The organism is Micromonospora marincola (assembly GCF_056150385.1).
This window is the reverse complement of sequence record NZ_JAXCFT010000005.1, coordinates 386,876-409,631: the sequence shown is the minus strand read 5'-3', so window position 1 is coordinate 409,631 and position 22,756 is coordinate 386,876. Positions and strand designations below refer to the sequence as shown.

General features: G+C 71.9%; 23 protein-coding genes and 4 tRNA genes. 4 read left to right on the top strand and 23 right to left on the bottom strand.

What is annotated here, in order from left to right; all coding sequences use genetic code 11:
- Positions 1-15: 15 nt before the first annotated feature.
- The 12 genes from rplA to SM450_RS15425 form a co-directional block, all read right to left on the bottom strand.
- The gene (gene rplA / locus SM450_RS15480; RefSeq protein ID WP_474620426.1) at positions 16-732 is read right to left on the bottom strand and encodes a 50S ribosomal protein L1; all 717 of its coding nucleotides are present in this window, start codon (positions 730-732) and stop codon (positions 16-18) included.
- Positions 733-815: 83 nt separating this feature from the next.
- Positions 816-1,247: a 50S ribosomal protein L11 gene (gene rplK, locus SM450_RS15475; protein WP_474620425.1), complete on the bottom strand. Its 432-nt coding sequence runs from the start codon at positions 1,245-1,247 to the stop codon at positions 816-818.
- Between the two features lie 150 nt (positions 1,248-1,397).
- Positions 1,398-2,120 (bottom strand): transcription termination/antitermination protein NusG, encoded by a 723-nt coding sequence (gene nusG, locus SM450_RS15470; RefSeq protein WP_474620424.1) that lies wholly within the window; start codon positions 2,118-2,120, stop codon positions 1,398-1,400.
- 35 nt (positions 2,121-2,155) lie between these two features.
- Positions 2,156-2,560: a preprotein translocase subunit SecE gene (gene secE / locus SM450_RS15465; protein ID WP_474620471.1), complete on the bottom strand. Its 405-nt coding sequence runs from the start codon at positions 2,558-2,560 to the stop codon at positions 2,156-2,158.
- A gap of 215 nt (positions 2,561-2,775) precedes the next feature.
- Positions 2,776-2,848 (bottom strand) — tRNA-Trp (locus tag SM450_RS15460).
- Positions 2,849-2,974: 126 nt separating this feature from the next.
- Positions 2,975-3,367, bottom strand: coding sequence for a MaoC family dehydratase (locus tag SM450_RS15455; RefSeq protein WP_474620423.1), 393 nt, complete (start codon positions 3,365-3,367; stop codon positions 2,975-2,977).
- Positions 3,368-3,369: 2 nt separating this feature from the next.
- The gene (locus SM450_RS15450; RefSeq protein WP_474620422.1) at positions 3,370-3,816 is read right to left on the bottom strand and encodes an FAS1-like dehydratase domain-containing protein; all 447 of its coding nucleotides are present in this window, start codon (positions 3,814-3,816) and stop codon (positions 3,370-3,372) included.
- 121 nt (positions 3,817-3,937) lie between these two features.
- Complete coding sequence (rpmG, locus tag SM450_RS15445; RefSeq protein WP_013288652.1) at positions 3,938-4,105, bottom strand: 50S ribosomal protein L33; 168 nt, start codon at positions 4,103-4,105, stop codon at positions 3,938-3,940.
- Between the two features lie 131 nt (positions 4,106-4,236).
- Positions 4,237-4,309, bottom strand: a tRNA-Met gene (locus SM450_RS15440).
- Between the two features lie 25 nt (positions 4,310-4,334).
- Positions 4,335-4,407 (bottom strand) — tRNA-Thr (locus SM450_RS15435).
- Between the two features lie 95 nt (positions 4,408-4,502).
- Positions 4,503-7,031 carry a putative bifunctional diguanylate cyclase/phosphodiesterase gene (locus tag SM450_RS15430; protein WP_474620421.1) on the bottom strand — a complete coding sequence of 843 codons (2,529 nt, stop codon included), beginning with the start codon at positions 7,029-7,031 and terminating at the stop codon, positions 4,503-4,505.
- A gap of 615 nt (positions 7,032-7,646) precedes the next feature.
- Positions 7,647-8,177 (bottom strand): hypothetical protein, encoded by a 531-nt coding sequence (locus tag SM450_RS15425; RefSeq protein ID WP_474620420.1) that lies wholly within the window; start codon positions 8,175-8,177, stop codon positions 7,647-7,649.
- Positions 8,178-8,263: 86 nt separating this feature from the next.
- Here SM450_RS15425 and SM450_RS15420 point away from each other — a divergent pair, with 86 nt between their 5' ends.
- Complete coding sequence (locus tag SM450_RS15420) at positions 8,264-8,710, top strand: hypothetical protein (RefSeq protein WP_474620419.1); 447 nt, start codon at positions 8,264-8,266, stop codon at positions 8,708-8,710.
- 72 nt (positions 8,711-8,782) lie between these two features.
- Here the strand turns inward: SM450_RS15420 and SM450_RS15415 are convergent.
- Positions 8,783-8,866: transfer RNA gene (locus tag SM450_RS15415), tRNA-Tyr, on the bottom strand.
- 147 nt (positions 8,867-9,013) lie between these two features.
- Between SM450_RS15415 and SM450_RS15410 the strand changes: the two genes are divergently transcribed.
- Positions 9,014-9,508 (top strand): YajQ family cyclic di-GMP-binding protein, encoded by a 495-nt coding sequence (locus SM450_RS15410; protein ID WP_474620418.1) that lies wholly within the window; start codon positions 9,014-9,016, stop codon positions 9,506-9,508.
- Between the two features lie 143 nt (positions 9,509-9,651).
- Here the strand turns inward: SM450_RS15410 and SM450_RS15405 are convergent, their stop codons facing one another.
- Both SM450_RS15405 and SM450_RS15400 read right to left on the bottom strand, forming a co-directional pair.
- Entirely contained in the window at positions 9,652-10,122 is a 471-nt protein-coding gene (locus SM450_RS15405; protein ID WP_474620417.1) for a VOC family protein, read from the bottom strand.
- A gap of 99 nt (positions 10,123-10,221) precedes the next feature.
- Positions 10,222-11,481 (bottom strand): MFS transporter, encoded by a 1,260-nt coding sequence (locus SM450_RS15400; RefSeq protein ID WP_474620416.1) that lies wholly within the window; start codon positions 11,479-11,481, stop codon positions 10,222-10,224.
- 176 nt (positions 11,482-11,657) lie between these two features.
- Between SM450_RS15400 and SM450_RS15395 the strand changes: the two genes are divergently transcribed.
- Positions 11,658-13,292 (top strand): alpha/beta fold hydrolase, encoded by a 1,635-nt coding sequence (locus SM450_RS15395; RefSeq protein ID WP_474620415.1) that lies wholly within the window; start codon positions 11,658-11,660, stop codon positions 13,290-13,292.
- A gap of 26 nt (positions 13,293-13,318) precedes the next feature.
- Here the strand turns inward: SM450_RS15395 and SM450_RS15390 are convergent, their stop codons facing one another.
- Positions 13,319-13,843 (bottom strand): hypothetical protein, encoded by a 525-nt coding sequence (locus SM450_RS15390; RefSeq protein ID WP_474620414.1) that lies wholly within the window; start codon positions 13,841-13,843, stop codon positions 13,319-13,321.
- A gap of 223 nt (positions 13,844-14,066) precedes the next feature.
- On the opposite strand from SM450_RS15390, the gene SM450_RS15385 reads away from it, so the two are divergent.
- On the top strand, positions 14,067-15,251 hold the full coding sequence (locus SM450_RS15385) for an MFS transporter (protein ID WP_474620413.1): 1,185 nt from the start codon (positions 14,067-14,069) through the stop codon (positions 15,249-15,251).
- 52 nt (positions 15,252-15,303) lie between these two features.
- Here SM450_RS15385 and htpX read toward each other — a convergent pair whose 3' ends face one another.
- The 7 genes from htpX to SM450_RS15350 all read right to left on the bottom strand — a co-directional run bounded on the left by htpX (position 15,304) and on the right by SM450_RS15350 (position 22,728).
- On the bottom strand, positions 15,304-16,182 hold the full coding sequence (gene htpX / locus SM450_RS15380; RefSeq protein WP_474620412.1) for a zinc metalloprotease HtpX: 879 nt from the start codon (positions 16,180-16,182) through the stop codon (positions 15,304-15,306).
- 155 nt (positions 16,183-16,337) lie between these two features.
- Positions 16,338-17,804 (bottom strand): NADH-quinone oxidoreductase subunit N, encoded by a 1,467-nt coding sequence (locus SM450_RS15375; protein ID WP_474620411.1) that lies wholly within the window; start codon positions 17,802-17,804, stop codon positions 16,338-16,340.
- Positions 17,801-19,303: a complex I subunit 4 family protein gene (locus SM450_RS15370; RefSeq protein ID WP_474620410.1), complete on the bottom strand. Its 1,503-nt coding sequence runs from the start codon at positions 19,301-19,303 to the stop codon at positions 17,801-17,803. The genes SM450_RS15375 and SM450_RS15370 overlap by 4 nt, the downstream gene beginning before the upstream one ends.
- Positions 19,300-21,225 (bottom strand): NADH-quinone oxidoreductase subunit 5 family protein, encoded by a 1,926-nt coding sequence (locus SM450_RS15365; RefSeq protein WP_474620409.1) that lies wholly within the window; start codon positions 21,223-21,225, stop codon positions 19,300-19,302. The genes SM450_RS15370 and SM450_RS15365 overlap by 4 nt, the downstream gene beginning before the upstream one ends.
- Positions 21,222-21,602, bottom strand: a complete 381-nt coding sequence (gene nuoK, locus SM450_RS15360; RefSeq protein ID WP_474620408.1) for an NADH-quinone oxidoreductase subunit NuoK — start codon at positions 21,600-21,602, stop codon at positions 21,222-21,224. Before nuoK ends, SM450_RS15365 begins: the two co-directional genes overlap by 4 nt.
- Entirely contained in the window at positions 21,599-22,132 is a 534-nt protein-coding gene (locus tag SM450_RS15355) for an NADH-quinone oxidoreductase subunit J family protein (RefSeq protein ID WP_474620407.1), read from the bottom strand. The genes nuoK and SM450_RS15355 overlap by 4 nt, the downstream gene beginning before the upstream one ends.
- Entirely contained in the window at positions 22,129-22,728 is a 600-nt protein-coding gene (locus SM450_RS15350) for a NuoI/complex I 23 kDa subunit family protein (RefSeq protein WP_474620406.1), read from the bottom strand. The genes SM450_RS15355 and SM450_RS15350 overlap by 4 nt, the downstream gene beginning before the upstream one ends.
- Positions 22,729-22,756 lie beyond the last annotated feature (28 nt).

Here is a 22,756-nt window from a genome sequence, read left to right as displayed (position 1 = left end):
GGGAAGCGCGCGTGCTCAGCCCTCGGCCGAGCCTTCCTGGATGTTCTTGACCACCTTCGGGTCGACCGGGACGCCCGGGCCCATGGTGGTGGTCAGGGTGACCTTCCGGAGGTAGGTGCCCTTGGCCGCGGACGGCTTGGCGCGGAGCACCTCGTCCAGCACCGCGGCGTAGTTGTCCACCAGCTGGGTCTCCGAGAAGGACGCCTTGCCGATGATCAGGTGCAGGTTGGAGTGCTTGTCCACCCGGAAGGTGATCTTGCCACCCTTGATGTCCGCGACCGCCTTGGTGACGTCCATGGTCACGGTGCCGGTCTTCGGGTTCGGCATCAGGCCGCGCGGGCCCAGGATCCGCGCGATCCGGCCGATCTTGGCCATCTGGTCCGGCGTGGCGATCGCCGCGTCGAAGTCCAGCCAACCACCCTGGATCCGGGCGACCAGCTCGTCGGTGCCCACCTCGTCCGCACCCGCCGCGGCGGCCTCCTCGGCCTTCGCGCCGGCGGCGAAGACGATCACGCGGGCGGTCTTACCGGTGCCGTGCGGCAGGTTGACCGTGCCGCGGACCATCTGGTCCGCCTTGCGGGGGTCGACGCCGAGGCGCATGGCGACCTCGACCGTGGCGTCGAACTTGACGTTGGTGTTCTCCTTGGCCAGCTTGACGGCCTCGGCGGGGGCGTAGAGCTTGGACCGGTCGATGACCTCGGCGGCCTTGCGGTAGCTCTTGCTGCGCTGCATTTCTGGTGACTCCTGTGGTCTCTGGCGGGCGCGCGGCATCGCGGCCCTCCCACGAACGGATCGGGTGGAGCGGTGGAGCGAGATCAGTCGGCGACGGTCAGACCCATCGACCGGGCGGTGCCCGCGATGATCTTCTCGGCCTGGTCGATGTCGTTGGCGTTGAGGTCGGCCATCTTCTTCTCGGCGATCTCACGCAGCTGGGCGCGGGTGACCGAGCCGACCTTCTCCTTGTCCGGGACGCCCGAGCCCTTCTGCACGCCGGCGGCCTTGATCAGCAGCCGGGCGGCGGGCGGGGTCTTCAGCACGAAGGTGAAGGTGCGGTCCTCGTAGACGCTGATCTCGGCGGGGACGACGTCGCCCCGCTGGGACTCGGTCTGCGCGTTGTAGGACTTGCAGAACTCCATGATGTTCACGCCGTGCTGGCCGAGCGCCGGGCCGACCGGCGGCGCCGGAGTGGCCTGGCCCGCCGGGAGCTGAAGCGTGAACGTCTTGACGAGCTTCTTCTTCGGAGGCATGTCTCTTCCTGGGGCTTGGAACCGGGATTTTCCGCCGCCCGCGGGCGCGCACGGTCAGCGCGGTGCGGACGGCCGACGTTCAAGAGTAGCGCAGTCCGACGCGACACCGGCGGCCGGCCCGCGAAGGCCGACCGCCGGTGCGGACGTACGTCAGATCTTGGCGACCTGGTTGAAGTTCAGCTCGACCGGCGTCTCCCGGCCGAAGATCGACACCAGCACCTTGAGCTTCTGCTGATCGGCGTTGATCTCGCTGATCGTCGCCGGCAGCGAAGCGAACGCGCCGTCGGTGACGGTGACCGAGTCGCCGACCTCGAAGTCGAGGACCTTGATCTCGGGCTTTGCCTTCTTCTGCTCGGTCTCGACCGCCGGGGCGAGCCACTTGAGCACCTCGTCGAGGCTCAGCGGCGCCGGCCGGTCGGCCCGGTCGGTGGCGCCGACGAAGCCGGTGACCCCCGGGGTGTTCCGGACGCAGGAGTAGGACTCGGCGGTCAGCTCCATCCGGACCAGGATGTAGCCCGGGAAGACCTTCGCCTGGACCTGCGACCGCTTGCCGTTCTTGACCTCGACCTCTTCCCGGGTCGGCACCTCGACCTGGTAGATGTAGTCCTCCATGTCGAGGGACGTGATCCGGGTCTCGAGGTTGGTCTTGACCTTGTTCTCGTAGCCGGCGTACGAGTGCACCACGTACCAGTCGCCGGGCGCGTAGCGCAGCTTCTGGCGCAGCTCGGCCACCGGATCGAAGTCCTCGTCCGGGGCCGGCTCGGTGGTCGGGAACTCCGGCTCGCTGGCGGCCTCGACCGACTCGTTGCTGTCCGCCGTCGCCACCGCGGACTGCTCGTCCGGGGTCTCGGCGGTCTCGTCGTACTCAGGCACGCTCGCTCACTTCCGTCAGTATCGCTGTCCGCAGGTCAGCTGGGGTTGCCGAAGACCCACAGCACCGCCTTGGCGAAGCCGTAGTCCAGGCCGGCCACGATCGCCAGCATCACCGCGACGAAGGTGACCACCACGGCCGTGTAGGTCAGCAGCTCCTTGCGGGTCGGCCAGATGACCTTACGCAGCTCGGCCACGACCTCGCGGAAGAACCGCGCGATGCGGGCGAAGAGCCCGATCCGCTCGGTGTCCTTGCGGGTCTTGCGCCCCTCGGCCGGCTCGGCGTGAGCCCGCTTGCGGGTCGCGGTGCCGCCTCGGGAGACCGGCTCGTCCGCATCGGCGTCGTCGTCAGCCACATCGTCGTCGGCAACGCCGTCGACAGCCGCGTCGTCGTTCAGACGCTCGTCGCCGTCGTCCTCGCCGCGCCGCTTCTTCTCGGCCACTTCGCCCTCCGTGCGGGTATGGGGTCGCACGCCGGGCGGCGTGCGCGGCGTGTTGGTCACGCCGGCCGGACCAACCGTCCCGCGACGGGCCGCGGCCGGCGGACCGGCCGGGACAGCCCCGATCGCCTCGGAACCACCCCACCGGTGCCACCACCACGGGCCGGACGCCACCGCGAACGGCGGCGCGACCCACGGGAACGGTCAGGCCTGAGGCGCAGGGGTGACAGGACTTGAACCTGCAGCCTGCGGTTTTGGAGACCGCTGCTCTGCCAATTGAGCTACACCCCTGTGCGGCAACTCACCTCCACCCGGGCACGTGGTGCCGAGCGGGGTCACTTGCCCCACGGCGGACCAGTGTACGGGTAGTCGTGCGACTTTCCCAACCGGTCCACCCCACGCGAGTCGGGTCGGTCCTCAGTGCGGAGTGCGGATCAGCGCCCGTGCCTGCGAGAGCACCTTCTCCCCCTGGCACGTCGCGGTGATGTCGAGCCTGGTCAGGCCCGCCTCGGTGACCTCCTTGACCACCGCGGCGACCTCGATCTCGGTGCCCTCGTCGGTGTCCGGGACGACCACCGGGCGGGTGAAGCGGACGCCGAAGTCGACCACCGCGCCCGGCGAACCGGCCCAGCCGGTGACCGCGCGGCCGACCAGGGCCATGGTGAACATGCCGTGGGCGATCACCCCGGGCAGGCCCACCCCGGTGGCGGTCCGGTCGCTCCAGTGGATCGGATTGAAGTCCCCCGAGGCACCCGCGTAGCGGACCAGGTCCGCCCGGGTCACCCGGTACGTCTGGACGGGCAGTTCCATCCTCACGCCTCCCCGCGTACGACGATCTTGGACCAGACCGCGACCACCGGCTCACCGTCGGAGGTGCTCACGTCGGTGCGGGTGGTCAGGAACCCGTGGCCCCCCCGGCTGCTGACGTCCTCGATGGTGTTCACGCACACCAGCTCGTCCCCGGCCACCACCGGCCGGGTGTACGCGAACCGCTGGTCGCCGTGGACCACCCGGCTGTAGTCGACGCCCAGCTCCGGGTCCTCGACGATCTGCCGGCTGGCCGCCATCGTCACGATCACCGGGAAGGTCGGCGGCGCCACCACGTCGGGGTGGCCGAGCGCGCGCGCCGCCTCCGGGTCGTGGTGCGCCGGGTCGGTCGCGCCGACGGCGGTCGCGAACTCACGGATCTTTTCTCGGCCCACCTGGTAGGGGGCGGTCGGCGGATAGGTCCGGCCGACGAAGGACGGGTCCAGGGACATGCCGCGAACCTACACGCAAACACGAACGCCGATCCGAGCGGCCGGAGGGCCTCCAGGGCCGTCGACCGGGCGGATCGGCGTCGGTGAAGCTGCGGCGGGCCGGCAGCGCGCCGGCCGTGCGTCAGCGGGTCTCGCGGTGGACGGTGTGCTTGCCGTCCCGGGGGCAGAACTTCTTCAGCTCGATGCGGTCCGGGTCGTTACGGCGGTTCTTGCGCGTGATGTAGTTGCGCTCCTTGCACTCCACACACGCCAAAGTGATCTTCGGCCGGACATCGGTCGCCTTCGCCACGGCGGAGTGCCTTCCTCGCTCACGGGTATCAACTACGGCGTGTCAGCTTACGTGCTGACGCCGCGGACATGCAAAGCGGGCGCCTGTGGCACCCGTCCCATCGGCCACCGGGCGGGCCCGGAGGACGAGAGTAGCGGTGGCCGGACTTGAACCGGCGACACAGCGATTATGAGCCGCTTGCTCTGCCATCTGAGCTACACCGCCGTGGCGGGTCCAGCCGGACCCTCTGAGCCCCCTTACGGAATCGAACCGTAGACCTTCTCCTTACCATGGAGACGCTCTGCCGACTGAGCTAAGGGGGCCTGCCCGATCACCCCTGGGGTGTCGCGCAGAGGAAACAGTACACGACCGCGTCGTCGAGGTGAAATCGGATCCCCCCGACAGGTCGCACACCTGCTCAGGGCACCACACGCAGGCGCGGAAGCTCCCCGGCGACGACCGTTTCGGGGTCGACCTGGGCGCCGAACCACGCCTCCAGACGCTCGTACGGCAGCGGCCGGCTGAACAGGTAGCCCTGGCCGATCTCACAGCCGATGTCCTGCAACAGCTCAAGCGTCAGCTCGCTCTCCACCCCCTCGGCCACCACGGTCAGGCCGAACTGCTGCGAGAGCGTCACCACCGCGTTGACGATGGCCAGGTCGCCCGGATCGGTCGCCATCCCCTGCACGAACGAGCGGTCCACCTTGACCTCGTGCACCGGCAGCCGGCGGAGCTGGGCCAGGGACGAGTTGCCGGTGCCGAAGTCGTCCACCGCCAGGCGGACCCCCAGGTCACGAAGGCTCCGCAGGGTCGGGATGGGACGTTCGGTGCCGTCCAGCACGCCGGCCTCGGTGATCTCCAGGGTGAGCCGTTGCGGCGGAACGCCGTACTCCGCCAGCAGGTCCCGGACCAACGCCGGGAAGTGCTGGTCGTTGAGCGTACGGGCGGCGAGGTTGACCGAGACGCAGAGCGGCTGCTCGCCGTGGTTCCAGTCGCGGCTGCGCCGCAGGCTCTCCCGCAGCACGAACTCGGTGAGCTGGCCGAGCTGGCCGGTGTGCGCGGCGACCGCCACGAAGTCGTCAGGCGCGACCGTGCCGTGCGCCGGGTGCTCCCAGCGGGCCAGGCACTCCACGCCCACCAGGCGACGGTCCCGCAGCGTGACCTTGGGCTGGAAGTAGACCTCCAGCTCACCGTCCGCGAGCGCCCGTTGCAGGTCGCCGGCGAGGCCGAGCCGGCGCAGCGAGCGCGACTCCAGCGCCGGACTGTAGAGCTGCACGCTGCCCGGCACCGACTTGGCCGCGTTGGCGGCCAGGTCGACCCGCTGGAGCAGGGCCACCGCGTCGCTGCCGTGGTCGGGGTGGACGGCCACGCCGACGGCGGTGTCCACGTCCAGGGTGAGCGCGTCGAAGACCATCTCGTCCCGGATCTGCTCCCGGAGCTGGGCCGCCAACTCCAGGGCCGCGTCGGCGCTCTCCAACCGGAGCGTCACCAGGAACTCGTCGCCACCGGCCCGGCCCACGAGCGCCGACGAGGGCGCGCAGGCCCGCAGCCGCTCGGCCACCTCGATCAGCACCTTGTCACCGGCCGCGTGGCCGAGCGACTCGTTGACCTGGCGGAGCCGGTCGACGTCGAAGAGCAGCAGCGCCACCACCTCGTCCGGCGCGCCGACCTTGACCGCCTCGGCCACCGCGGCGGTGAGCCGCCGGCGGTTCGGCAACTTGGTGAGCGCGTCGTGCTCGGCGTCGTGCCGGAGGCGGTCGACCAGGCGGGAGTTCTCCAGAGCGACTGCGGCGTGCGCCGCCACCGTCTCCAGCAGGGCGATGTCGGCCGCGGTGAAGTGGTTGCCGTCGCCCACCCGGTTGGCCACCTCCAGGGTGCCGATCACCACCTGCCCGGACCGCAGCGGCGTCGCGACCGCGTCCTTGATCCGCCGCTCCCCCAACTCCGCCCGGAACTCACCGTCCGTGGTCACGCCGTGTCCGACCGCCACCGTACGCCGGGTGCTGCGCACCTTGTCGCGCAACGCCTGCGGGGTGTGCGCCACGTCCAGCAGCCCGGGGTCGTCGGCTCGGGAGGTCAGCAACGTCTCCGGGTGGCGGCTCTGCGGCGGCACCCAGAGCGTGGCGTACTCGGCCTGCATCAGGGCGCGGACGCGGACGAGCAGGGCGTCCGCCAGGGTGCCGCTCTGGCCGCTCTCCACCACGGCCCGGGTCAGCTCGTAGAGATCGGTGAGGGTGCGGTGCTGCCGGAAAAACTGGGAGTATGAGCGGTAGACCGGCACCAGACCGATGCCGAGCCCGGCCAGCAGCAGCACCGACCACCAGTTGCTGCGTACCAGGATCAGCATGATCAGGCCGATGGAGACGTTGATCGCGGCGGTCAGCAGCGCCGTCTTGGCGCTGCGCAACGCCCCCCGGCCGGTCTGCCAACCGTGCAGCAGCGTGTGCACGGCGACCACGGCCGTGATGCTGACAAGCATCACGACGCCGACGGCGGCGAAGATGCTCAGCCAGGTCCGCGGGCCGACCCCGACCATCGGCGGCAGCGCCTGGAGGAGCAGCACGGCAAGCGAGGTGCCGGCGGCCGCGCGGGCCCCGTTGAACCAGACCTTCGGCGCCGAGAACCGGTGCCGGATGTGGGCGATGAGCGTCGCCGCGGTGTACGTGACCACCACCGTCAGCGGCGGCAGGAAGAAGAGCGCCAGGACCAGCGGCAGCTCGGTGAGGGTGATCGCGACCGAGTGCCGGCGCACGACCAGGCTCAGCAGGGGCATCCCCGCGACCACCATCAGGACGAGCAGAAGAGCAGCCTGCGGCCACCTGCCGACGGGATGGTCGGAGACCAGACCGGTGACGACGGAACAGGCGACAGCGATCAACGCCATCGGCGCCGTGATGATCCAGGCGTCCTCGGACGACCGGCGGCGTGGTTGGCCGCGACCGATCATGCCGCTCCTTCGGGTTGGCGGTGCACCGCTTCGCCGCCGACGCAAGCCGTTGCCCGGCCGTCACATGTTAGGCGGCAGCCGGGCCCAAAACGGTCAACGACCGGAAAAGCCGGTCAGTTCCACACGAAGTCCTGCGTCTGAATGCCCCCGTTGCTGCCATCGAAATCGACCCCAGCGGCACCACCCAGGAGGGTGGCGAGAACGAGAAGCGAGCCAAGCAGCCGGCCCAACCTTCGACCAGACATGATTGCTCCTGTCGGGAGAGTTACAGCGATGGTGGAGGTTCCACGATCGTGCCACACGGCAGGCACCCGCAAAAGCGGTGCGCACCCCTGCTAGGGGTGGCCGGACAGGGAAATCATCCGTTCGACAGGCCGGCCCCGACCTCCCGGCCCAGCGCGGCGTGACGATCGGCCCCACGGTCGCTACGGAAGACGCGCACAACGACTTCACCGCGTAAACCGCGCGTAAGGCCTGATTCTCCTGTCAGGCCCGCCGGTCGTGACCCACGACCACAGTGGAGGGCCCGCCTCCCCGCCGACCGACTCCCCGGACAGCCTCCACCATCATCGATGTCTGAGGCAAGGTTTCACGCCTACGAACCCGAGTGAATCATCAGTCATGCGTCACCTTCGTCGCATCCTCGTGCAGAAGCACGGAAACCTCGTCCATGGTGCGCTCGACATCCCAGTTGTCCCCGACACCTGACGCATATCGACTGATGTCGGATATCGCGGCCGTAGCATGACTTCTGATTTCCGGACCACCGACGATGACCACCTCGTCATAGCACCTGTTCAACGCGACCATGGCCAGCGCGAACGGCGTACCGATCTCGTAACGACCGGTGTAAATGATCTCCGAACCGGGCGGCACCGGAGGCAGCGACTCCTCGTCGAGGGGCAAACGCCTCGCCCGCGGACACGAGCGCCCGGGCCTCGTCGTGGGCCGTCCTGGCGAGTTGAAGGAACGGGCATAGACCAACCGCTTCTCCGCCGCGAGAGCGATGGCCACACCGACCGCGCCATGCGCCCGCACCGCGTCGAGCTGATGCCGCCGGCCCGCGTGCGCGGTCCACACGGTCCCCGTCACGCCCACCACACCCACCACGGCCGTCGTCACCGGCCCGAGCCACTCCCACGCCATCCACCCATCGTGATGACCGCCGGCAACTGGCCGCGGCCCGTCCCGCCGGTTGGATAAGGGACATTCCTGCTGGGTAAGACGCATGCATGCGTGAGCAGGAAGCATCCGTCGACGATCACCACGCGCGACCTCAGGGCATCGACGACACCACGATCGAAGCGCTCGGCGAGTTGAGCGAGGCCCTGGAGACGATCCACCGCGTACGCGGTCACCTCTACTCGGCGCACCAGCTCGTCGGCGGCGCGGACCTCACCCTCGACCGGGTGGTGCGGCTGTTCCGCGACGCCGGGCACGACGAGATGGCCGACCGGGTCGAGCAGGAGCTGCTGGGACGCAACCTGCTACCGGGGAGATGGACGTTCCAGATCGTGGAGGAGTTCGACGACGGCTACTACGCCGCGTTCCAGGAGATCGAGCGGGACGCCCGGGAGAAGCTGGTCGGCGGCCGGCGGCACATCTACGAGGCCGAGATGAAGCAGCGGCGCCGCACCCACGGCAGGCCGGGGCACGAGGCCACGCCGTCGGAGGCGTGAGCCGGACCCGGCCGGGCCGACGAGAACGGCCCCCGATCAGCATCTCTGCTGGTCAGGGGCCGCGTCTGTACCTGGTGGCGGGTAGAGGATTCGAACCTCTGAAGCTTTCGCGACGGATTTACAGTCCGCTCCCATTGGCCGCTCGGGCAACCCGCCAGGGCACCCCACCGCGTCGCAACGCGGCGGCGGAAGCAAGGATAGCGGTTGTCCCCCGCCCCACCGCAACGGGGTACCGTCAGGAGGTCCCACGCTGGTCAGTGCGGGACGGAACAGGACACACCGCCGGACAGCAGGAGCATGAGCATGGCAGCGAACCCGTCGTTCGACATCGTGAGCAAGGCCGACCGCCAGGAGGTCGACAACGCCCTCCGCCAGGCGGAGAAGGAGCTCTCGCAGCGGTTCGACTTCCGCGGCACCGGTGCCGAGATCTCCTGGTCGGGTGAGGAGGCGATCAGCCTTCAGGCGGAGACCGAGGAGCGGGTGCGGGCCGCCCTTGAGGTCTTCAAGGAGAAGCTGATCAAGCGGAACATCTCGCTGAAGTCGCTGGACGCCGGTGACCCGAAGTCCTCCGGCAAGGTCTTCAAGATCGACGCCAAGGTGATCCAGGGCATCGACACGGACAAGGCGAAGGCGATCAGCAAGAAGATCCGCGACGAGGGCCCCAAGGGTATCCAGGCGCAGATCCAGGGCGACCAGCTCCGCGTCACCGGCAAGAAGAAGGACGACCTCCAGGCCGTCATCTCATTGCTCAAGGGCGAGGACTTCGGGATCGCGCTCCAGTTCACCAACTACAGGTAACCCAATCCCGGCTGTCCTGGTCGGGCGCTGATCCGTAGCTCTCCGCTGCCGGTCTCCGGCGCCCAGCCCGGTTGCTGTCACCACCGCTGTCGACAGCAACCGGGCCTCCCGCGCCCTGGATCCTCGCCGGATGGGGCGCGCACCTAGTCGCTGAGCTGCCGGCGGGCCTCCCGCTCCATCATCGCGCTGAAGCGCTCGTCACGTTCCCCTGCCGGCCGGCGGGCGGTGTAGACGATCGTGTACCCGTCCGGGTCGATGAGCCGCAGGTCACGGGTGTTCCACGGCGTGTCGGATGGTCCCTCAACCACACCGCCGCTATGCGTCCGAGCACGCTCGGCGATCGTATCCAGTTGTTCGGCGGTGGCCATGAAGCTCGTGGTCCATTCACCGCCGACCGGTGGTACTCCCTTGCGCACCAGGATGTCCTGGTACCGCCAGCGGCGAAGATGAACCAGTGCCGGCACGCCGGCCGGACCGGGCACGGTGAAGAGCGATATGAAATCGAGCCCGTTGACGTACCAGTCGAGGGTGCGTTCAAGATCCGCGACCGTCAACGTGACGAACGCCGGCATGCCGTAGATGTCACGCGTGACCTCGGGTGTGATGTCGTCCATGCAAGGGACCATAAAGACTGACGTAACGGAAGGCTCAAGCACGTTTTTTAGACGCGACGTCTAGTCGTGGTGGCGACCGTGCTCCTCGGCCTGTTGCCGTCAGGCGGCGAGCGACTGCTCGGCGCGTACCGCGGTTGCCTCGGCCCGGGCGATCGGGCCGCCGGGCGGCGCGGCGACCGCGGCCCCGACGGCGACCGCCGCCCCGGCGAAGACGAACGCCCACGGCACGCCGCCGGCATGGTCGACGAGCAGGCCGGCGACCGCGCCGCCGGCGGCGCTCGCCGCCACCGACATGGTGACCACCCAGGTGTACGCCTCGTTCAGCATGCCGGCCGGGGCGATCCGCCCGACAAGCGTGTTCTCCAGGGTGAGCGCGGGGGCGATGGCGGCGCCGCCGAGCGCCAGCGCGACGCCGAGCGCGGCCGGGCCGGGCATGACCGCGAAGACGGCGAGGCTGGCCGCCACGGCGCCGAGCAGCCAGGCGAACTGGCGGGTCATGTTGACGGCCGGCTTGCGTACGCCGAACCAGAAGCCGCCAGCGGCGCTGCCGATGCCCCAGACGGCGAGCAGTAGGCCGGCCAGGCTCTCCGGGTCCTCGGCGCCGGTGTTCCCGGCGAAGGCCGGGACGATCACGCCGGAGGCGCCGAAGGCGATGCCGAGGCTTGCCACGCAGACCAGCAGGGCGGGGAAGCCGCCGACCCGCAGTGGGCCGAGTCCTCGGGCGTGGTGTTCGCGCGGGTGCGGACGCCAGGCGCGCATCACCCGGCCGAGGGCGACCGAGCCGGTGCCGACCAGGGTGACCACGGCGGCGCCGAGCAGCGCGGCGGAGGCGTCGGCGACAAGCACGAAGCCGGCCACCAGCAGCGGACCGAGCACGAAGACGATCTCGAACAGGGAGGTCTCGGCGGCGAGCGCGGTGTTGCGCAGGTGGCCTCGGCCGGTGGCCGGCGCGGTGAGGTCGTTCCAGGCGCCCCGGATCGCGGCGGTCAGCGGCGGGTACGTGGCGCCGGCGACGCCTGCGGCCAGGTAGATCAGGGCGAGGTTGCCGGCGCCGGAGCGGCTGGCGCCGAGCAGCCCGAGCAGGGCGAGCGGGTGGGCGAGCGCGGTGGCCAGCAGCACCGGGGTGGGGCCCACCCGGTCGGCGATGCGGCCGGCGATCGGGCTGAGCGCGGCGCCGGAGAGCGCGTAGATGCCGCCGGCGACGGCGGCGAGGGAGTAGCGGCCGGTGACCTGCGCGACCACGAGCAGCAGCGCCAGCGGGGTCATGCCGATCCCGAGCCGGCCGACGATGCCGAGGATCAGCAGCATCGGCGCGCCGGGGACCCGCCAGACGCCCAGGTACTGGCGCAGTGCGGCCACGGTCGACCTCCCGGATGTAATGAGTCAGAAGCCCTTCGACCCTAACGCCGGCCGGAGGCTGGAGAAACGGTCGGCTGCCTCACAGCGGCCCGCCTTTTCCCGAATGTCGTCCCACGCGGGCACCCGCCGTCGGAAAGTCAGGGCAGGGGACGCATCGGGTCGAGGAGGAGGAGCGGGTGAGCCAGCAGAGGGGCAGGTTGCTCGGGCTCGTCGCGCTCGCCGCGGCCGTCCCGGTCCTGCAGAACGTGCTGTTCGTGGCGCTCGACTTCCGGGGCGCGGAGGGCCTCTCGCCGCAGGGTTCGGCCGTCTGGCCGTACGACTCGTACAACGACATGCGCTGGCTGCTCGTGTACCACAACTCCTGGCAGACGTACGCGATCGGGCTTGTGGCCGCCATCGGCCTGCGCGGTCTGCTCTCCGCGGGCCTGGTCGGTCTCGCCTGGCCGGCCGAGAAGCCCCGGCCGGCCGGCCGGCGGATCCTGCTGCGCAACCTGGGGATCGCGGCGATGACCGCGGTGATCGTCACCCCGTTCGCCGCGCTCTCCGTCGCCGCGGGCGTGGTGTCGCTCTCCTGGTTCGTGTTCGCCGCGGTGGGGCCGATGCTGCTGCTCGCGCCGTTCCTGCAACGGGCGGCGGTCGGCAGCGACTGGTTCCGGGGACTGCCGTCGGCGGCGCTCGTCGGCTGGTCGCTGCTCGACTTCGTGGTGATCACGCTCGCCGGCGCGGTCGTATGGCGGACGCCCGGCTGGTGGACGCCGCTCGTCGCGGCGTTCGCCGGCGCCCTCAACGGGCTGCTGTGGAACCGGTCCGTGCGGGCGGCGGTGCTGCCGGCCCGGGTCCACTGGCCCCGGGTGCCTGTGGTCCCGATCGTCGTCGTGCTCGCCCTGGCGATCCCGGTGGCGGTGCAGGCGGTGACGTCCAGCCCGGCGCACCAGACGGCCAACTTCCGGCCGCCGCTGCTCGACCGGCGGCTGCCCGCCTCGGTCGGGTACGCGGTGATCGTGCTCGGTGGGCACAACTCGCGGTACGACGGGCGGTCCGCGGCCGACCCGGCGATGGCGACGTTCTCCTACGCCGGCCAGGACGCCACCGGTCGGCCGCTGCCCTACGGCCCCCGGGACACGCATCGCTCGCTCGAATCGAGCGCGGCCCTGCTCGATCGGCAGGTGGCCGCGCTGCACGACCGGACCGGCCGGCCGGTGGCCCTGCTCGGCGAGAGCGAAGGGGCGATGGTGGGGCGGACCCATCTGCGCGACCATCCGGACTCCCCGGTGAAGGCGCTGCTGATGTTCAGCCCGCTGGTCCGCGCCGCCCGCGCCTACTACCCGCCGGCGGACGCGGCGGAGGGCTGGGGCATCGCCCCCGGCTGGCAGTTGCGCGGGATCTTCGCGCTTGTGGCCCGCGTCAGCGGCGGTGGGGACAGCCCGGACGAGCCGTTCATCCGGTCACTGCTGGACCAGGCGCCGTTCTACCGCTACCAGACCATGTGCCCGGTCCCCGGCGTCCGGATGATCGCCTTCCTGCCCACGGTCAGCGCGACGGAACTCCCGCCCGGTCCCTACACCCGGATCCCCGTCTACGAGGTGCCCGCCCTGCACGGCGGGCTGATGGGCCAGCGGGAGGTCGACGAACAGGTGATCCACTTCCTGAGCGGCAGGGACGTCGAGTCGCGGCGGCGCGAGTATGGCACTCTCCAACTGCTCGGTGCGGCCTGGCAGGCCCCGTCGCTGGCGGTGACCGTCAACTCCGTATGGCGGGGCCAACTCTCTCCGGGGCCGTCGTTCTCCCAGGCGCGGCTCTGCGCGAAGTGACGCCCGCCTGACCTGATCGGCGAACGTCAGCGCGACCGGGACTCACCGTCGATGACCGGACCGGTGAAGGGGGACGGAACGCCCGACCCGAACGACGCCGGCCCCGCAGCCTGCCGGCGACGCCTGTCGGATCGGCCCGCGAGGTGGACGATAAGCGTCAGCACGGCGACCGAGGCGATGGCGAAGAAGACCCAGCCGGCGACCGGGTGCCAGCCGCGGCCGAGAGCCAACGACAGGAAGACGATCGCCGGGATGGCGTAGACCGCACCGACGTGTTGCAGCGGGAGATCGTAGAGGGTGTGGCGGTTGTGCCAGATCCGGCCCTGCGGGGTGCGGGTGCTGTTGAGCAGCCCGCCGAGCGGCGCCGTCACCAGCACGGACAGCCCGACGAGGATCGGCCCGAGCAGCGCGACGCGGACCTCCATGCTGGCGTCCACACGCGACAGCAGCCAGAGGCTCCCCGCGAACGCCGGCACCATCGGCACAAGTCCGAGCCAGCCCAGCCCAGTCCAACGAACAATCATCGTCACGTCCTCCCCGAAGAACGTCATCGCGGACGGCGCCACTATACGGAGGTAAGCCGGCGCGGCGCTGGCCCGCGCCCGCAGGTGTGCCTGTAGGGGCTGCCGTACGGGCCGGGAGGGAGTAGGTTCCTGATCGAACTGAGTCCATGCCTAGGGCGGGCGGGATCGGCCGCCGACGCGCGTGCGGAGGTCGGATGAGCGCAATGGCGGTCGTGCCGCTTCGGGTCGGGGAAACGGACCCGTCGAACCGATGACCGACACCGCGACGCCCGCCCCCGGCTACCGCGCGCTGTTCCGGCACCCGGTCGCGTCCCGGCTGCTGGTCGCCCGGGGCATCTCCGAGCTGGGCGACTTCGTCGGGCTGGCCGCTCTGCTGCTGCTCACCTACGACCAGACGCGCTCGGTGCTCGGGCCGGCCGCCGTGTACGCCGCCCGGGCGCTGCCCGCGTTCCTTGTCGCGACCGTGTTCAGCGGCTGGCTGGACGTGCTGGCCCGGCGCACCATGCTGATCGGGCTCACGCTGGCCGGCGCGGTGCTCATCGCCGTACCGGCGGCGGTTCCCCGGGCGCTGCCGGCGATCGTGGCGGCCGGCCTGCTCGGCGCGGTCCGGGCCGCGTACGGGAGCGTGCACGTCGCGATCATCGCCGAGGCGGTGGAGCCCCCGCTGCGCCTGCCGCTGTTCGGGCTCGCGGCCTTCGCCAACCAGAGCGGCCAGGTCGTCGGCCTGCTGGCCGGGGCGAGCGTCACGGTGGCGATCGGCCCCCGGGTGGCGCTGCTTGTCGACCTGGCCTCGTTCCTGCTCGCGGCCGTGGTCCTCACCGGCCTGCGGGTGGGCCGGCAGGAGCGCCGCGGCCCACGACCACCGGCCACCGCCGGCGCCCGGATCATCGCCGCCCATCCGATCCTGCGCGGGGTCGCCCTGCTCACGCTGGCCACCATGCTTGCCGGCGGGCTGCCGGAAACTCTCGCCCCGGACCTGTCCGGAGGCGCGTGGCGGCCGGTGGTGCTGGCCGCCTCGTCGTTCGGTGGCGCGGTGTTCGTGTTGGTGGTCGGGCGCCGCGGCTGGCTGGTCCGGGTGTCCGGCCAGGTGGTGGCCGCCGGCGCGCTCGCCACGGCGCTGCTGCTGGCCGGTCTGCTGGCGGCCGTCGACGCCCCGGCCTGGGCTCTCGCCGTGGCGAACGCGCTGATCGGAGCCGGCGGCGGGTGGCTGATCGGCGCGCAGGCGACGTTCGCCCGGTTGGCGCCCCGGGAGCGGATGGGGCAGGTGGAGGCGACAATCGTCGCCGGGAACATCATGCTCTCCGGTGTCGGTGTCTTCCTGCTCGGCGGTGCCGCCGCGTTGTTCGGCCCGGCCGTGGCCTACCTGACGGCGGGGCTGGTGCTGCTCGCCACGGTGCTGCTGGCCCGGCCGGACCGGCTGCCCGAGCCGGCCTGAACGCGGCTCCGCCCGCGTCCGGCGCGGACGCGGGCGGAGGAGGACGGACGGGTCAGCGCTGGAACTGCACCGGGCCGGAGTTGCGGGCCATCTGCTCCAGCCGGGCCACCCGCTGCTCCATCGGCGGGTGGGTGGCGAACATCGCGGCGATGCCACCGCCCCGCTTGAACGGGTTGTCGATCATCAGGTGCGCGGTGCTGGCGAGCTGGCCCTGCGGCGCCAGCGGGCGGGCCTGCGTACCCATGTGGATCTTCTTGAGCGCGCTGGCCAGGGCCAGCGGGTCGCGGCTCAGCTCGGCGCCGGACGCGTCGGCCTGGTACTCCCGGCTCCGGCTGATCGCCAACTGGATCACCGTGGCCGCGATCGGGCCGAGGATCAGGGTGAGCAGCAGCACCGCCGGGTTCGGGCCGTCCTCGTCGTCGGACGAGCCCAGTGGGATGAACCAGGCCAGGTTGGCAAGCATGGTGATGATGCCGGCCAGGCCGGCGGCCACGCTGGAGATCAGGATGTCCCGGTTGTAGACGTGGGACAACTCGTGCCCGATCACGCCGCGCAGCTCCCGGTAGTCGAGGACCTCCACGATCCCCTGGGTGACGCAGACCGCCGCGTGCTGCGGGTTACGCCCGGTGGCGAACGCGTTCGGCTGCGACGTGGGGCTCACGTAGAGCCGGGGCATCGGCTTGCCGGCCTGTGTCGACAGCTCCCGCACCATGCGGTACAGCTCGGGGAACTGTGCCTCGGTGACCGGTTGCGCCTTCATCGAGCGCAGCGCGAGCTTGTCGGAGAAGAAGTAGGTCACGCCGTTCATCAGCAGCGAGATGAGCACGGCGATGACGAGTCCGCCGCTACCGCCGAACCAGTAGCCGACCGCGAGGATCAGCGAGGTCAACAGGCCGAGCAGCGCTGCGGTCTTGAGACGGTTGTGATGCACGATCGATCGCTCCTTCGGTGCCGCGGGCCCACACAGGTAACCCGCTGACCGGTTCAACACACCGGTACCCGTCAACCATCCGGCTCATGGCTGAAAGTTGGCTGAGGATTCCTGTGCGACCGCTGGGCCGAACGCCCAACCGGGCACGAACCGGGTCAGCGCGCGGCGACGTCGAGCACGAGCTGCGGTGCGAAACCGATCACCACGGCCACCACGGTGGCCACCCCGAGGGCGATCGCCACGGTGCGGGCCGGCCGGGTCGTGGCGACGCCGCTGGGCGCCGCGTAGAGCGTCGCGGCCACCCGCAGGTAGTAGGCCAGGCCGAATACCGCGTTCAACGCCACCACCAGGGCCAGCCAGCCGGCGTGCCCGGCCAGCAGCGACCGGACCACCGTCACCTTGGCGAACAGCCCGGCCAGCCCCGGCGGCAGGCCGGCCAGCCCGATCAGCGCCAGCGCGAACGCGCCACCCACCCAGGGGTGCCGGCGCGCCGCGCCGCGCAGGTCGGCGAGCGTGCCGCCGTCGCCGTCCGCCGGCCGCAACGCCACCACCGCGGCGAACGCGGCCAGCTCCAGCAGCACGAAGAAGACGGCGTACGCGACGGCCGCGGCGTACGCGCCGTCGCGGGCGTCGGCGGTGCGCCCCGCGCCCAGCGCCAACACGCCAAGCGGGGCCAGGATGTAACCCGCCTGGGCCACCGACGACCAGGCGAGCAACCGGACGGTACGCCGCTGGCGCAGCGCCACCAGGTTGCCCACCGTCATGGTCAGCACCGCAAGCAGCGCCAGCACCGGACCTGTCACGCCTGCGGGCAGCGCCCGCTGCACCACCGCCAGCAGCGCCACCACCCCGCCCAGCTTCGAGGCGGTGGACAGGTAGGCAGCCACCGGCAGCGGCGCGCCGTCGTAGGTGACAGGCGCCCAGGCGTGGAACGGCACGGCGGCGACCTTGAACGCCAGCCCGGCCACCACGAGCGCCACCGCGACCGTGGTGAGCGGCAGCTCGCGCAGGTCGTCCCGGGCGGCCAGAGTGGCGCCGAGCCGGTCCAGGTGCAGGCTGCCGGTGACCGCGTAGAGCAGCGCCGCGCCGAGCAGCGTGACCGTGGTGGCGACCACGCTGACCACGAAGAACGTCACCGCCGCCTCGGCCCCGGCCAGGCTGGCCCGGCGCAGCCCGACAAGCACGTAGAGCGGCAGCGTCAGCGTCTCCAACGCCACCAGCAGGGTGATCAGGTCACCTGCCGCGGCGAGCACCACACCACCGGTCATCGCGCAGGCGAGCAGGAAGCAGTATTCGCCGGCCGGAGTGCGCCCGGCCCGCAGCAGCGGGCCGGAGATCGCCAGCACGGCGAGCGTCAGCAGCGCGATCACCACCGCCACCAGCGCGGCCCGGCCGTTCCACACCCAGGAGCAGTCCGCGCCCACGCAGAACGTGCGCCGCTCACCGGCCGCCCCGACCAGTGCCGCGCCAGCCGCGGTGCCGGCCGCGCCGAGCGCCGCCACCGCCACCGTCACAGCCCGGCGGGCCACCAGCAGGTCCACCAGGAGCACAAGCACGGCCGTTCCGGCGGCCAGGTAACCCGGCAGCAGCGCCACGTTGTCGACAGGCTGCACCAGACTCATGGCACGACCCCCAGCAGGGCCTCCACCGGGCCGGAGGCGTAGGACAGGACAAGCGCCGGCGCCAGGCCGACCGCGAGCGCGAGCAGGACCAGCGGCGCCCAGGCGGTCAGCTCCGCCCCGGCCAGCCCCGGCCCGACCGGGGCCACCGCCGGGGAGGGCCGGCCGTGCGTGACCCGGCGCAGCAACCGCAGCAGGTACGCGGCGGTAAGCGCCCCGCCCAGCGCCGCCAGCACGGCAAGCGTCAGCCACAACGGGCCGCCCCGCCGGACGGCGGCCACCACCGCGAACGCCTCACCCCAGAAGCCGGCCAGGCCGGGCAGGCCCAGCGAGGCGACCGCCGCGAAGCCGAGCAGCCCGGCCAGCCGGGGCGCGGTCTCCCGCAGCCCGGACAGCTCCGCAAGCGAACCGGTGTGCGTGCGGTCCTTGATCGCCCCGGCCAGGAAGAACAGCAGGCCGGTGATCACCCCGTGGGCGATGTTGCCGATCAGCGCCGCCTGGAGACCGGTGGCGGTGAGCGTGGCCACCCCGAGCAGCACGAAACCCATGTGCCCCACGCTTGAGTAGGCGATCAGCCGTTTCAGCTCGTCCTGCGCCAGGCAGACCAGGCCACCGATCAGGATCGCCGCGACGGCGAGCGCGCCGAGCACCGGCGACGCCCAGCGGGCACCCTCCGGGGCCACCCCCACGGCGACCCGGATCAACCCGTACGTGCCCATCTTCAGCAGCACCCCGGCGAGGATCACGCTGCCCACGGTGGGCGCCTGGGTGTGCGCGTCGGGCAGCCACGAGTGCAGCGGCCACAGCGGGCTCTTCACCGCGAACGCCAACGCCAACAGCGTGAACGCGGCGAGCTGGGTGCTGCGGGACAGGCCGGCGCCGCCGGTAAGCGCGACCAGGTCGGCCGTGCCCGCGGCGGCCACCACCACGTAGACGCCGACAAGCAGCAGCACCGAACCGAACAACGTGTAGAGCGCGAACTTGCGGGCCGCCCGCCGCCTGTCGTCACCGCCCCAGCCGGCGATGATCGCGTACATCGGCAGCAGGACGACCTCGAAGAAGAGGAAGAACAGCACCAGGTCGAGCGCGAGGAACGTGCCGAGGATGCCCACCTCGACCACAAGCAGCAACGCCACCAGGGCCCGGCCGCCGCCCTCACCCGGCACCCGCCACAGCGTGTAGCCGCAGCACAGCAGCGTGAGCAGCGCGGTCAACACCACCAGCGGCCAGGAGATGCCGTCCACCCCGAGGTGGAACCGCAGGTCGAGCCCCGGCACCCAGGGCCTGTCGAGTTGGTGCCACGGCTGCACCGCCGGCCGCGGACCGTAGCCGAACCAGCCGTGCTCGCCGCCGACAAGCGGAAGCGTCGCCAGCAGCGTCAGCGCGGCGGCGGCGGTGCCGACCAGCCGGCCGGCCCGGTCCCCCGGCACCACGGCCGCCGCGACCGCGCCCAGCGCCGGGACCGCGACCACGGCGACCAGCAGAACCTGCCCGAACGTCATGAGGTGGCTCCGATCAGGGCGACCGCCAGGCCGATCAGCAACGCGCCGGCAAGCACCCCGGCCGCCGCACGCGGCAACGCCGCCCGGTGCAGCGCGGCCAGCCCGCCACCCAGCTCCACCGCCGCCCGGCCACTGCCCTCGACCAGGCCGTCCACCCCCAGCTCGTCGCCGGCCCGCACGGCCCGCGCCAGCGCGCCGGTCGGGCGTACGACGAGAGCCTGCTGCACGTCGTCGAGCCGGAACGCCCGGGCGAACACCTGCCGCAGCGGACCCAGGAAGCGGGCCGGGTCGGCGGCCGGATCCCGGCGCCAGCCGGCCCAGGCCACGCCCGCGCCGGCCACCAGCAGCAGGAACGGCAGGACCAGGTTCGGCGCGAGGTGGACCAGCTCGACCGCCTCGCCGGAGCCGTCACCAGGCACCCGCAGCCGGTCGGTGAACCACGGCGCGAACGCGGCCAGCCCGAGCAGCGCGGCCGGGACCGCGAGCAGCAGCACCGGCAAGCGCAGCGACGCCGGCGGGTCGTGCGGCCGGACCAGCGGCGTGCGGGCCGCGCCGAAGAACGTGCGCAGCAGCAGGCGGGTCGCGTACCAGGCGGTGACCGCGACGCCGAGCAGGCCGGCCAGCCACACCAGCCAACCCACCCACGACGCGGTCGGGCCGGCGCCGTCCAGCGCGGTCGCCTCGGCGGCGGCCAGCACGCCGTCCTTGCTCCAGAACCCGGCCAGCGGCGGCACCCCGGCCAGCGCGCCGAGCCCCACCACCATGCACCAGAACGTAACCGGCATGCCGGCCCGCAGGCCGCCCATCCGGGACATCAGCGTGGTGCCGACGGCGTGGATCACCGCGCCGGCGGCGAGGAACAGCAACGCCTTGAACGCGGCGTGGGTGAGCAGGTGGAACAGCGCGGCGGCGGGCGCGCCGACCGCGAGCGCGCCGGTCATGTAGCCGATCTGGGACACCGTCGACCACGCAAGCACCCGCTTGATGTCGTCCTGCGCGGTGGCGGCGAACGCGCCGAGCAGGATGGTGACCGCGGCCATCACGCCGAGCACCGCGAGCGCGGCCGGGGCCTGCGCGAAGAGCGGGAACAACCTCGCCACCGCGTACACCCCGGCGGCGACCATGGTGGCGGCGTGGATCAGCGCGGAAACAGGCGTCGGGCCGGCCATCGCGTCCGGCAGCCAGGTGTGCAGCGGGAACTGGGCGCTCTTGCCGGCCACCCCGGCCAGCAACAGCAGACAGGCGGCCGTCAACGTGCCGGTGGACCAGTCGTGGGCCAGCACGTCGGCGATCCGGAAACTGCCCGCGCCCACGCCGAGCAGCGCGATGCCGAGCAGGAAACCGACGTCACCCACGCGGGTGACCAGGAACGCCTTCACCGCGGCGCCTGGCGCCTCCGGCAGCCGGCGGTCGTGGGCGATGAGCAGGTACGAGCAGATGCCCATCACCTCCCAACCGACAAGCAACATGATCAGGTCACCGGACACCACCACGGCAAGCATGGCGGCGGTGAAGAGGCTGAGCTGCGCAGCGTACGGCGGGTAGCGGTGATCCACGTCGACGTCGTCGTGCGGGCCGCGACGCAGGTAGCCGGTCGAGTAGACCTGCACCGCGAGCGCCACCGCGGTGACCGCCGTGGCCACCAGCACCGCCACGCCGTCCAGCCGCAGGCCCAGCGTGACCCGCAGCCCGCCCATCTCGACCCAGGTGGTGGCCGCCTCCACCGGCCCGTCGACGCGGACCAGCAACGCCAGCGCGGCCAGCAACGCCACCGCCGCGCCGGCCACCCCCAGCCCGACCGCCAGCCGCCGGGCCGGCGCCCGATCCCCGTGCGAGGCGGGCGGCAACAACAGCCCGAGCAGACCGGCCACAAGCGGCGCGCCCGGCAGCACCGCCGCGAGCCACAGCGTCGCCGTACTCATGGGGTCGCACCTTCCGTTCGCGCACGCGGGGCTGTCGACCCGCCGCCCGGACCCACCACGACGGCCGGTTCGGGCTCGGTGAGCGGGACGTCGTCGACCGTGACGCTTGCCCGCAGCCGGTAGAGCTGGAGCACGATGGCCAGCCCGACACCGATCTCGGCCGCGGCCAGCACGATCACGAACAGCGCGAACACCTGACCCGAGTGCGGCAACGCGGCCCGGACCGTGGTGTCGGCAGTGACCAGGACCAGGTTGACCGCGTTGAGCATCAGCTCCACCGCCATCAGCACCAGCACCGCGTTGCGCCGGCGCAGCACGCCGTAGACGCCGAGGCCGAACAGCAGCGCGGCGGTGACGTACGGGATGACCGGCCTCACCGGCGCCCGCCCTCGTCGGCGGCCACCGGAGTCGGACGGCCGATGTCGGGGCGGGACAGCACTATCGCGCCGACGAGCGCGGCGAGCAGCAGCACCGACAGCACCTCGAACGGCAGCACCCAGGACCGGAAGACCTGCTCGCCGAGACGCTCGGCGGTGCCCGCCGCCGGCAGGTCCACCCGCGACCAGCGGAACGCGTCGACGAGCAGCACCGCCAGGCCGAGCCCACTGCCGGCCCCGACAAGCGCGGCCGGCCAGCCGGGCCGGTCGAGATCGTCGGAGGGGCCGATCGGGGCGCGGGTAAGCATCACCGCGAACAGCAGCAGCACCACCACCGCGCCCACGTAGATCAGCACCTGCACCCAGGCCACCAGCTCGGCGGTGAGCACCAGGTAGTCGCCGGCAAGCGCGCCCAGGCACACCACGAGCCAGAGGCCGGCCCGGACCAGGTGGCGGGTGGCCACCACGAGCGCGCCCGCGCCCACCGCCACCGCGCCCAGCGCGAGCAGCAGCACGTCCGCGCCGGTCATGAGGCCGCGCCTCCGGCCGGCCCGGGGGCGGCGTCGGGGCGTACCCGGGTCGGGGTGGGCCGGGCGGCGGGCGCGGCCGGCGCGGCGGCCTTGCGGGCGGCGGTGGTCTCCTCCTTCGAGGGATCGCCGAGCGGGTCGTGCGCCGGCGGCGGCGGTACGGTGCCCATCCAATCGCCCAGGTGGTCCTTGTCGTGCAGCAGGTTCTTGATGTCGTACTCGGCGTACTCGAACTCGGGCGACCAGTAGAGCGCGTCGAACGGGCAGACCTCGATGCAGATGCCGCAGTACATGCAGAGCGAGAAGTCGATGTCGAACTTGTCGAGCACGTTGCGCTGGCGGGGGCGGGCCGCGCCGGGCACCGCCACCTCCTCCTTGTGCGAGTCGATGTAGATGCACCAGTCCGGGCACTCGCGGGCGCACAGCATGCAGACCGTGCAGTTCTCCTCAAGCAACGCGATCACGCCGCGGGAGCGGGGCGGCAGCTCGGGCGCCACGTCCGGGTACTGCTGGGTGGTCGACCGGCGGGTCATCGTCTTCAACGTGACCGCCAGGCCCTTCACCAGCCCGCCGCCGGGCACTCCACCGTGCTCGCTCATGCCGCCCATCCTGCCCTGTGCCCCCGGC

Coding starts and splice junctions, on each gene's coding strand:
- SM450_RS15455 (WP_474620423.1), bottom strand. CDS start 3,367: ATGGAACTGCCCGTCCAGACGTACCGGGTGACCCGGGCGGACCTGGTC.
- SM450_RS15385 (WP_474620413.1), top strand. CDS start 14,067: ATGACCGACACCGCGACGCCCGCCCCCGGCTACCGCGCGCTGTTCCGG.
- SM450_RS15375 (WP_474620411.1), bottom strand. CDS start 17,804: ATGAGTCTGGTGCAGCCTGTCGACAACGTGGCGCTGCTGCCGGGTTAC.
- SM450_RS15365 (WP_474620409.1), bottom strand. CDS start 21,225: ATGAGTACGGCGACGCTGTGGCTCGCGGCGGTGCTGCCGGGCGCGCCG.
- SM450_RS15355 (WP_474620407.1), bottom strand. CDS start 22,132: ATGACCGGCGCGGACGTGCTGCTGCTCGCGCTGGGCGCGGTGGCGGTG.
- rplK (WP_474620425.1), bottom strand. CDS start 1,247: ATGCCTCCGAAGAAGAAGCTCGTCAAGACGTTCACGCTTCAGCTCCCG.
- rplA (WP_474620426.1), bottom strand. CDS start 732: ATGCAGCGCAGCAAGAGCTACCGCAAGGCCGCCGAGGTCATCGACCGG.
- SM450_RS15390 (WP_474620414.1), bottom strand. CDS start 13,843: ATGACGTTCTTCGGGGAGGACGTGACGATGATTGTTCGTTGGACTGGG.
- SM450_RS15370 (WP_474620410.1), bottom strand. CDS start 19,303: ATGACGTTCGGGCAGGTTCTGCTGGTCGCCGTGGTCGCGGTCCCGGCG.
- SM450_RS15420 (WP_474620419.1), top strand. CDS start 8,264: ATGCGTGAGCAGGAAGCATCCGTCGACGATCACCACGCGCGACCTCAG.
- SM450_RS15425 (WP_474620420.1), bottom strand. CDS start 8,177: ATGGCGTGGGAGTGGCTCGGGCCGGTGACGACGGCCGTGGTGGGTGTG.
- SM450_RS15350 (WP_474620406.1), bottom strand. CDS start 22,728: ATGAGCGAGCACGGTGGAGTGCCCGGCGGCGGGCTGGTGAAGGGCCTG.
- SM450_RS15410 (WP_474620418.1), top strand. CDS start 9,014: ATGGCAGCGAACCCGTCGTTCGACATCGTGAGCAAGGCCGACCGCCAG.
- SM450_RS15450 (WP_474620422.1), bottom strand. CDS start 3,816: ATGTCCCTGGACCCGTCCTTCGTCGGCCGGACCTATCCGCCGACCGCC.
- SM450_RS15430 (WP_474620421.1), bottom strand. CDS start 7,031: ATGATCGGTCGCGGCCAACCACGCCGCCGGTCGTCCGAGGACGCCTGG.
- SM450_RS15405 (WP_474620417.1), bottom strand. CDS start 10,122: ATGGACGACATCACACCCGAGGTCACGCGTGACATCTACGGCATGCCG.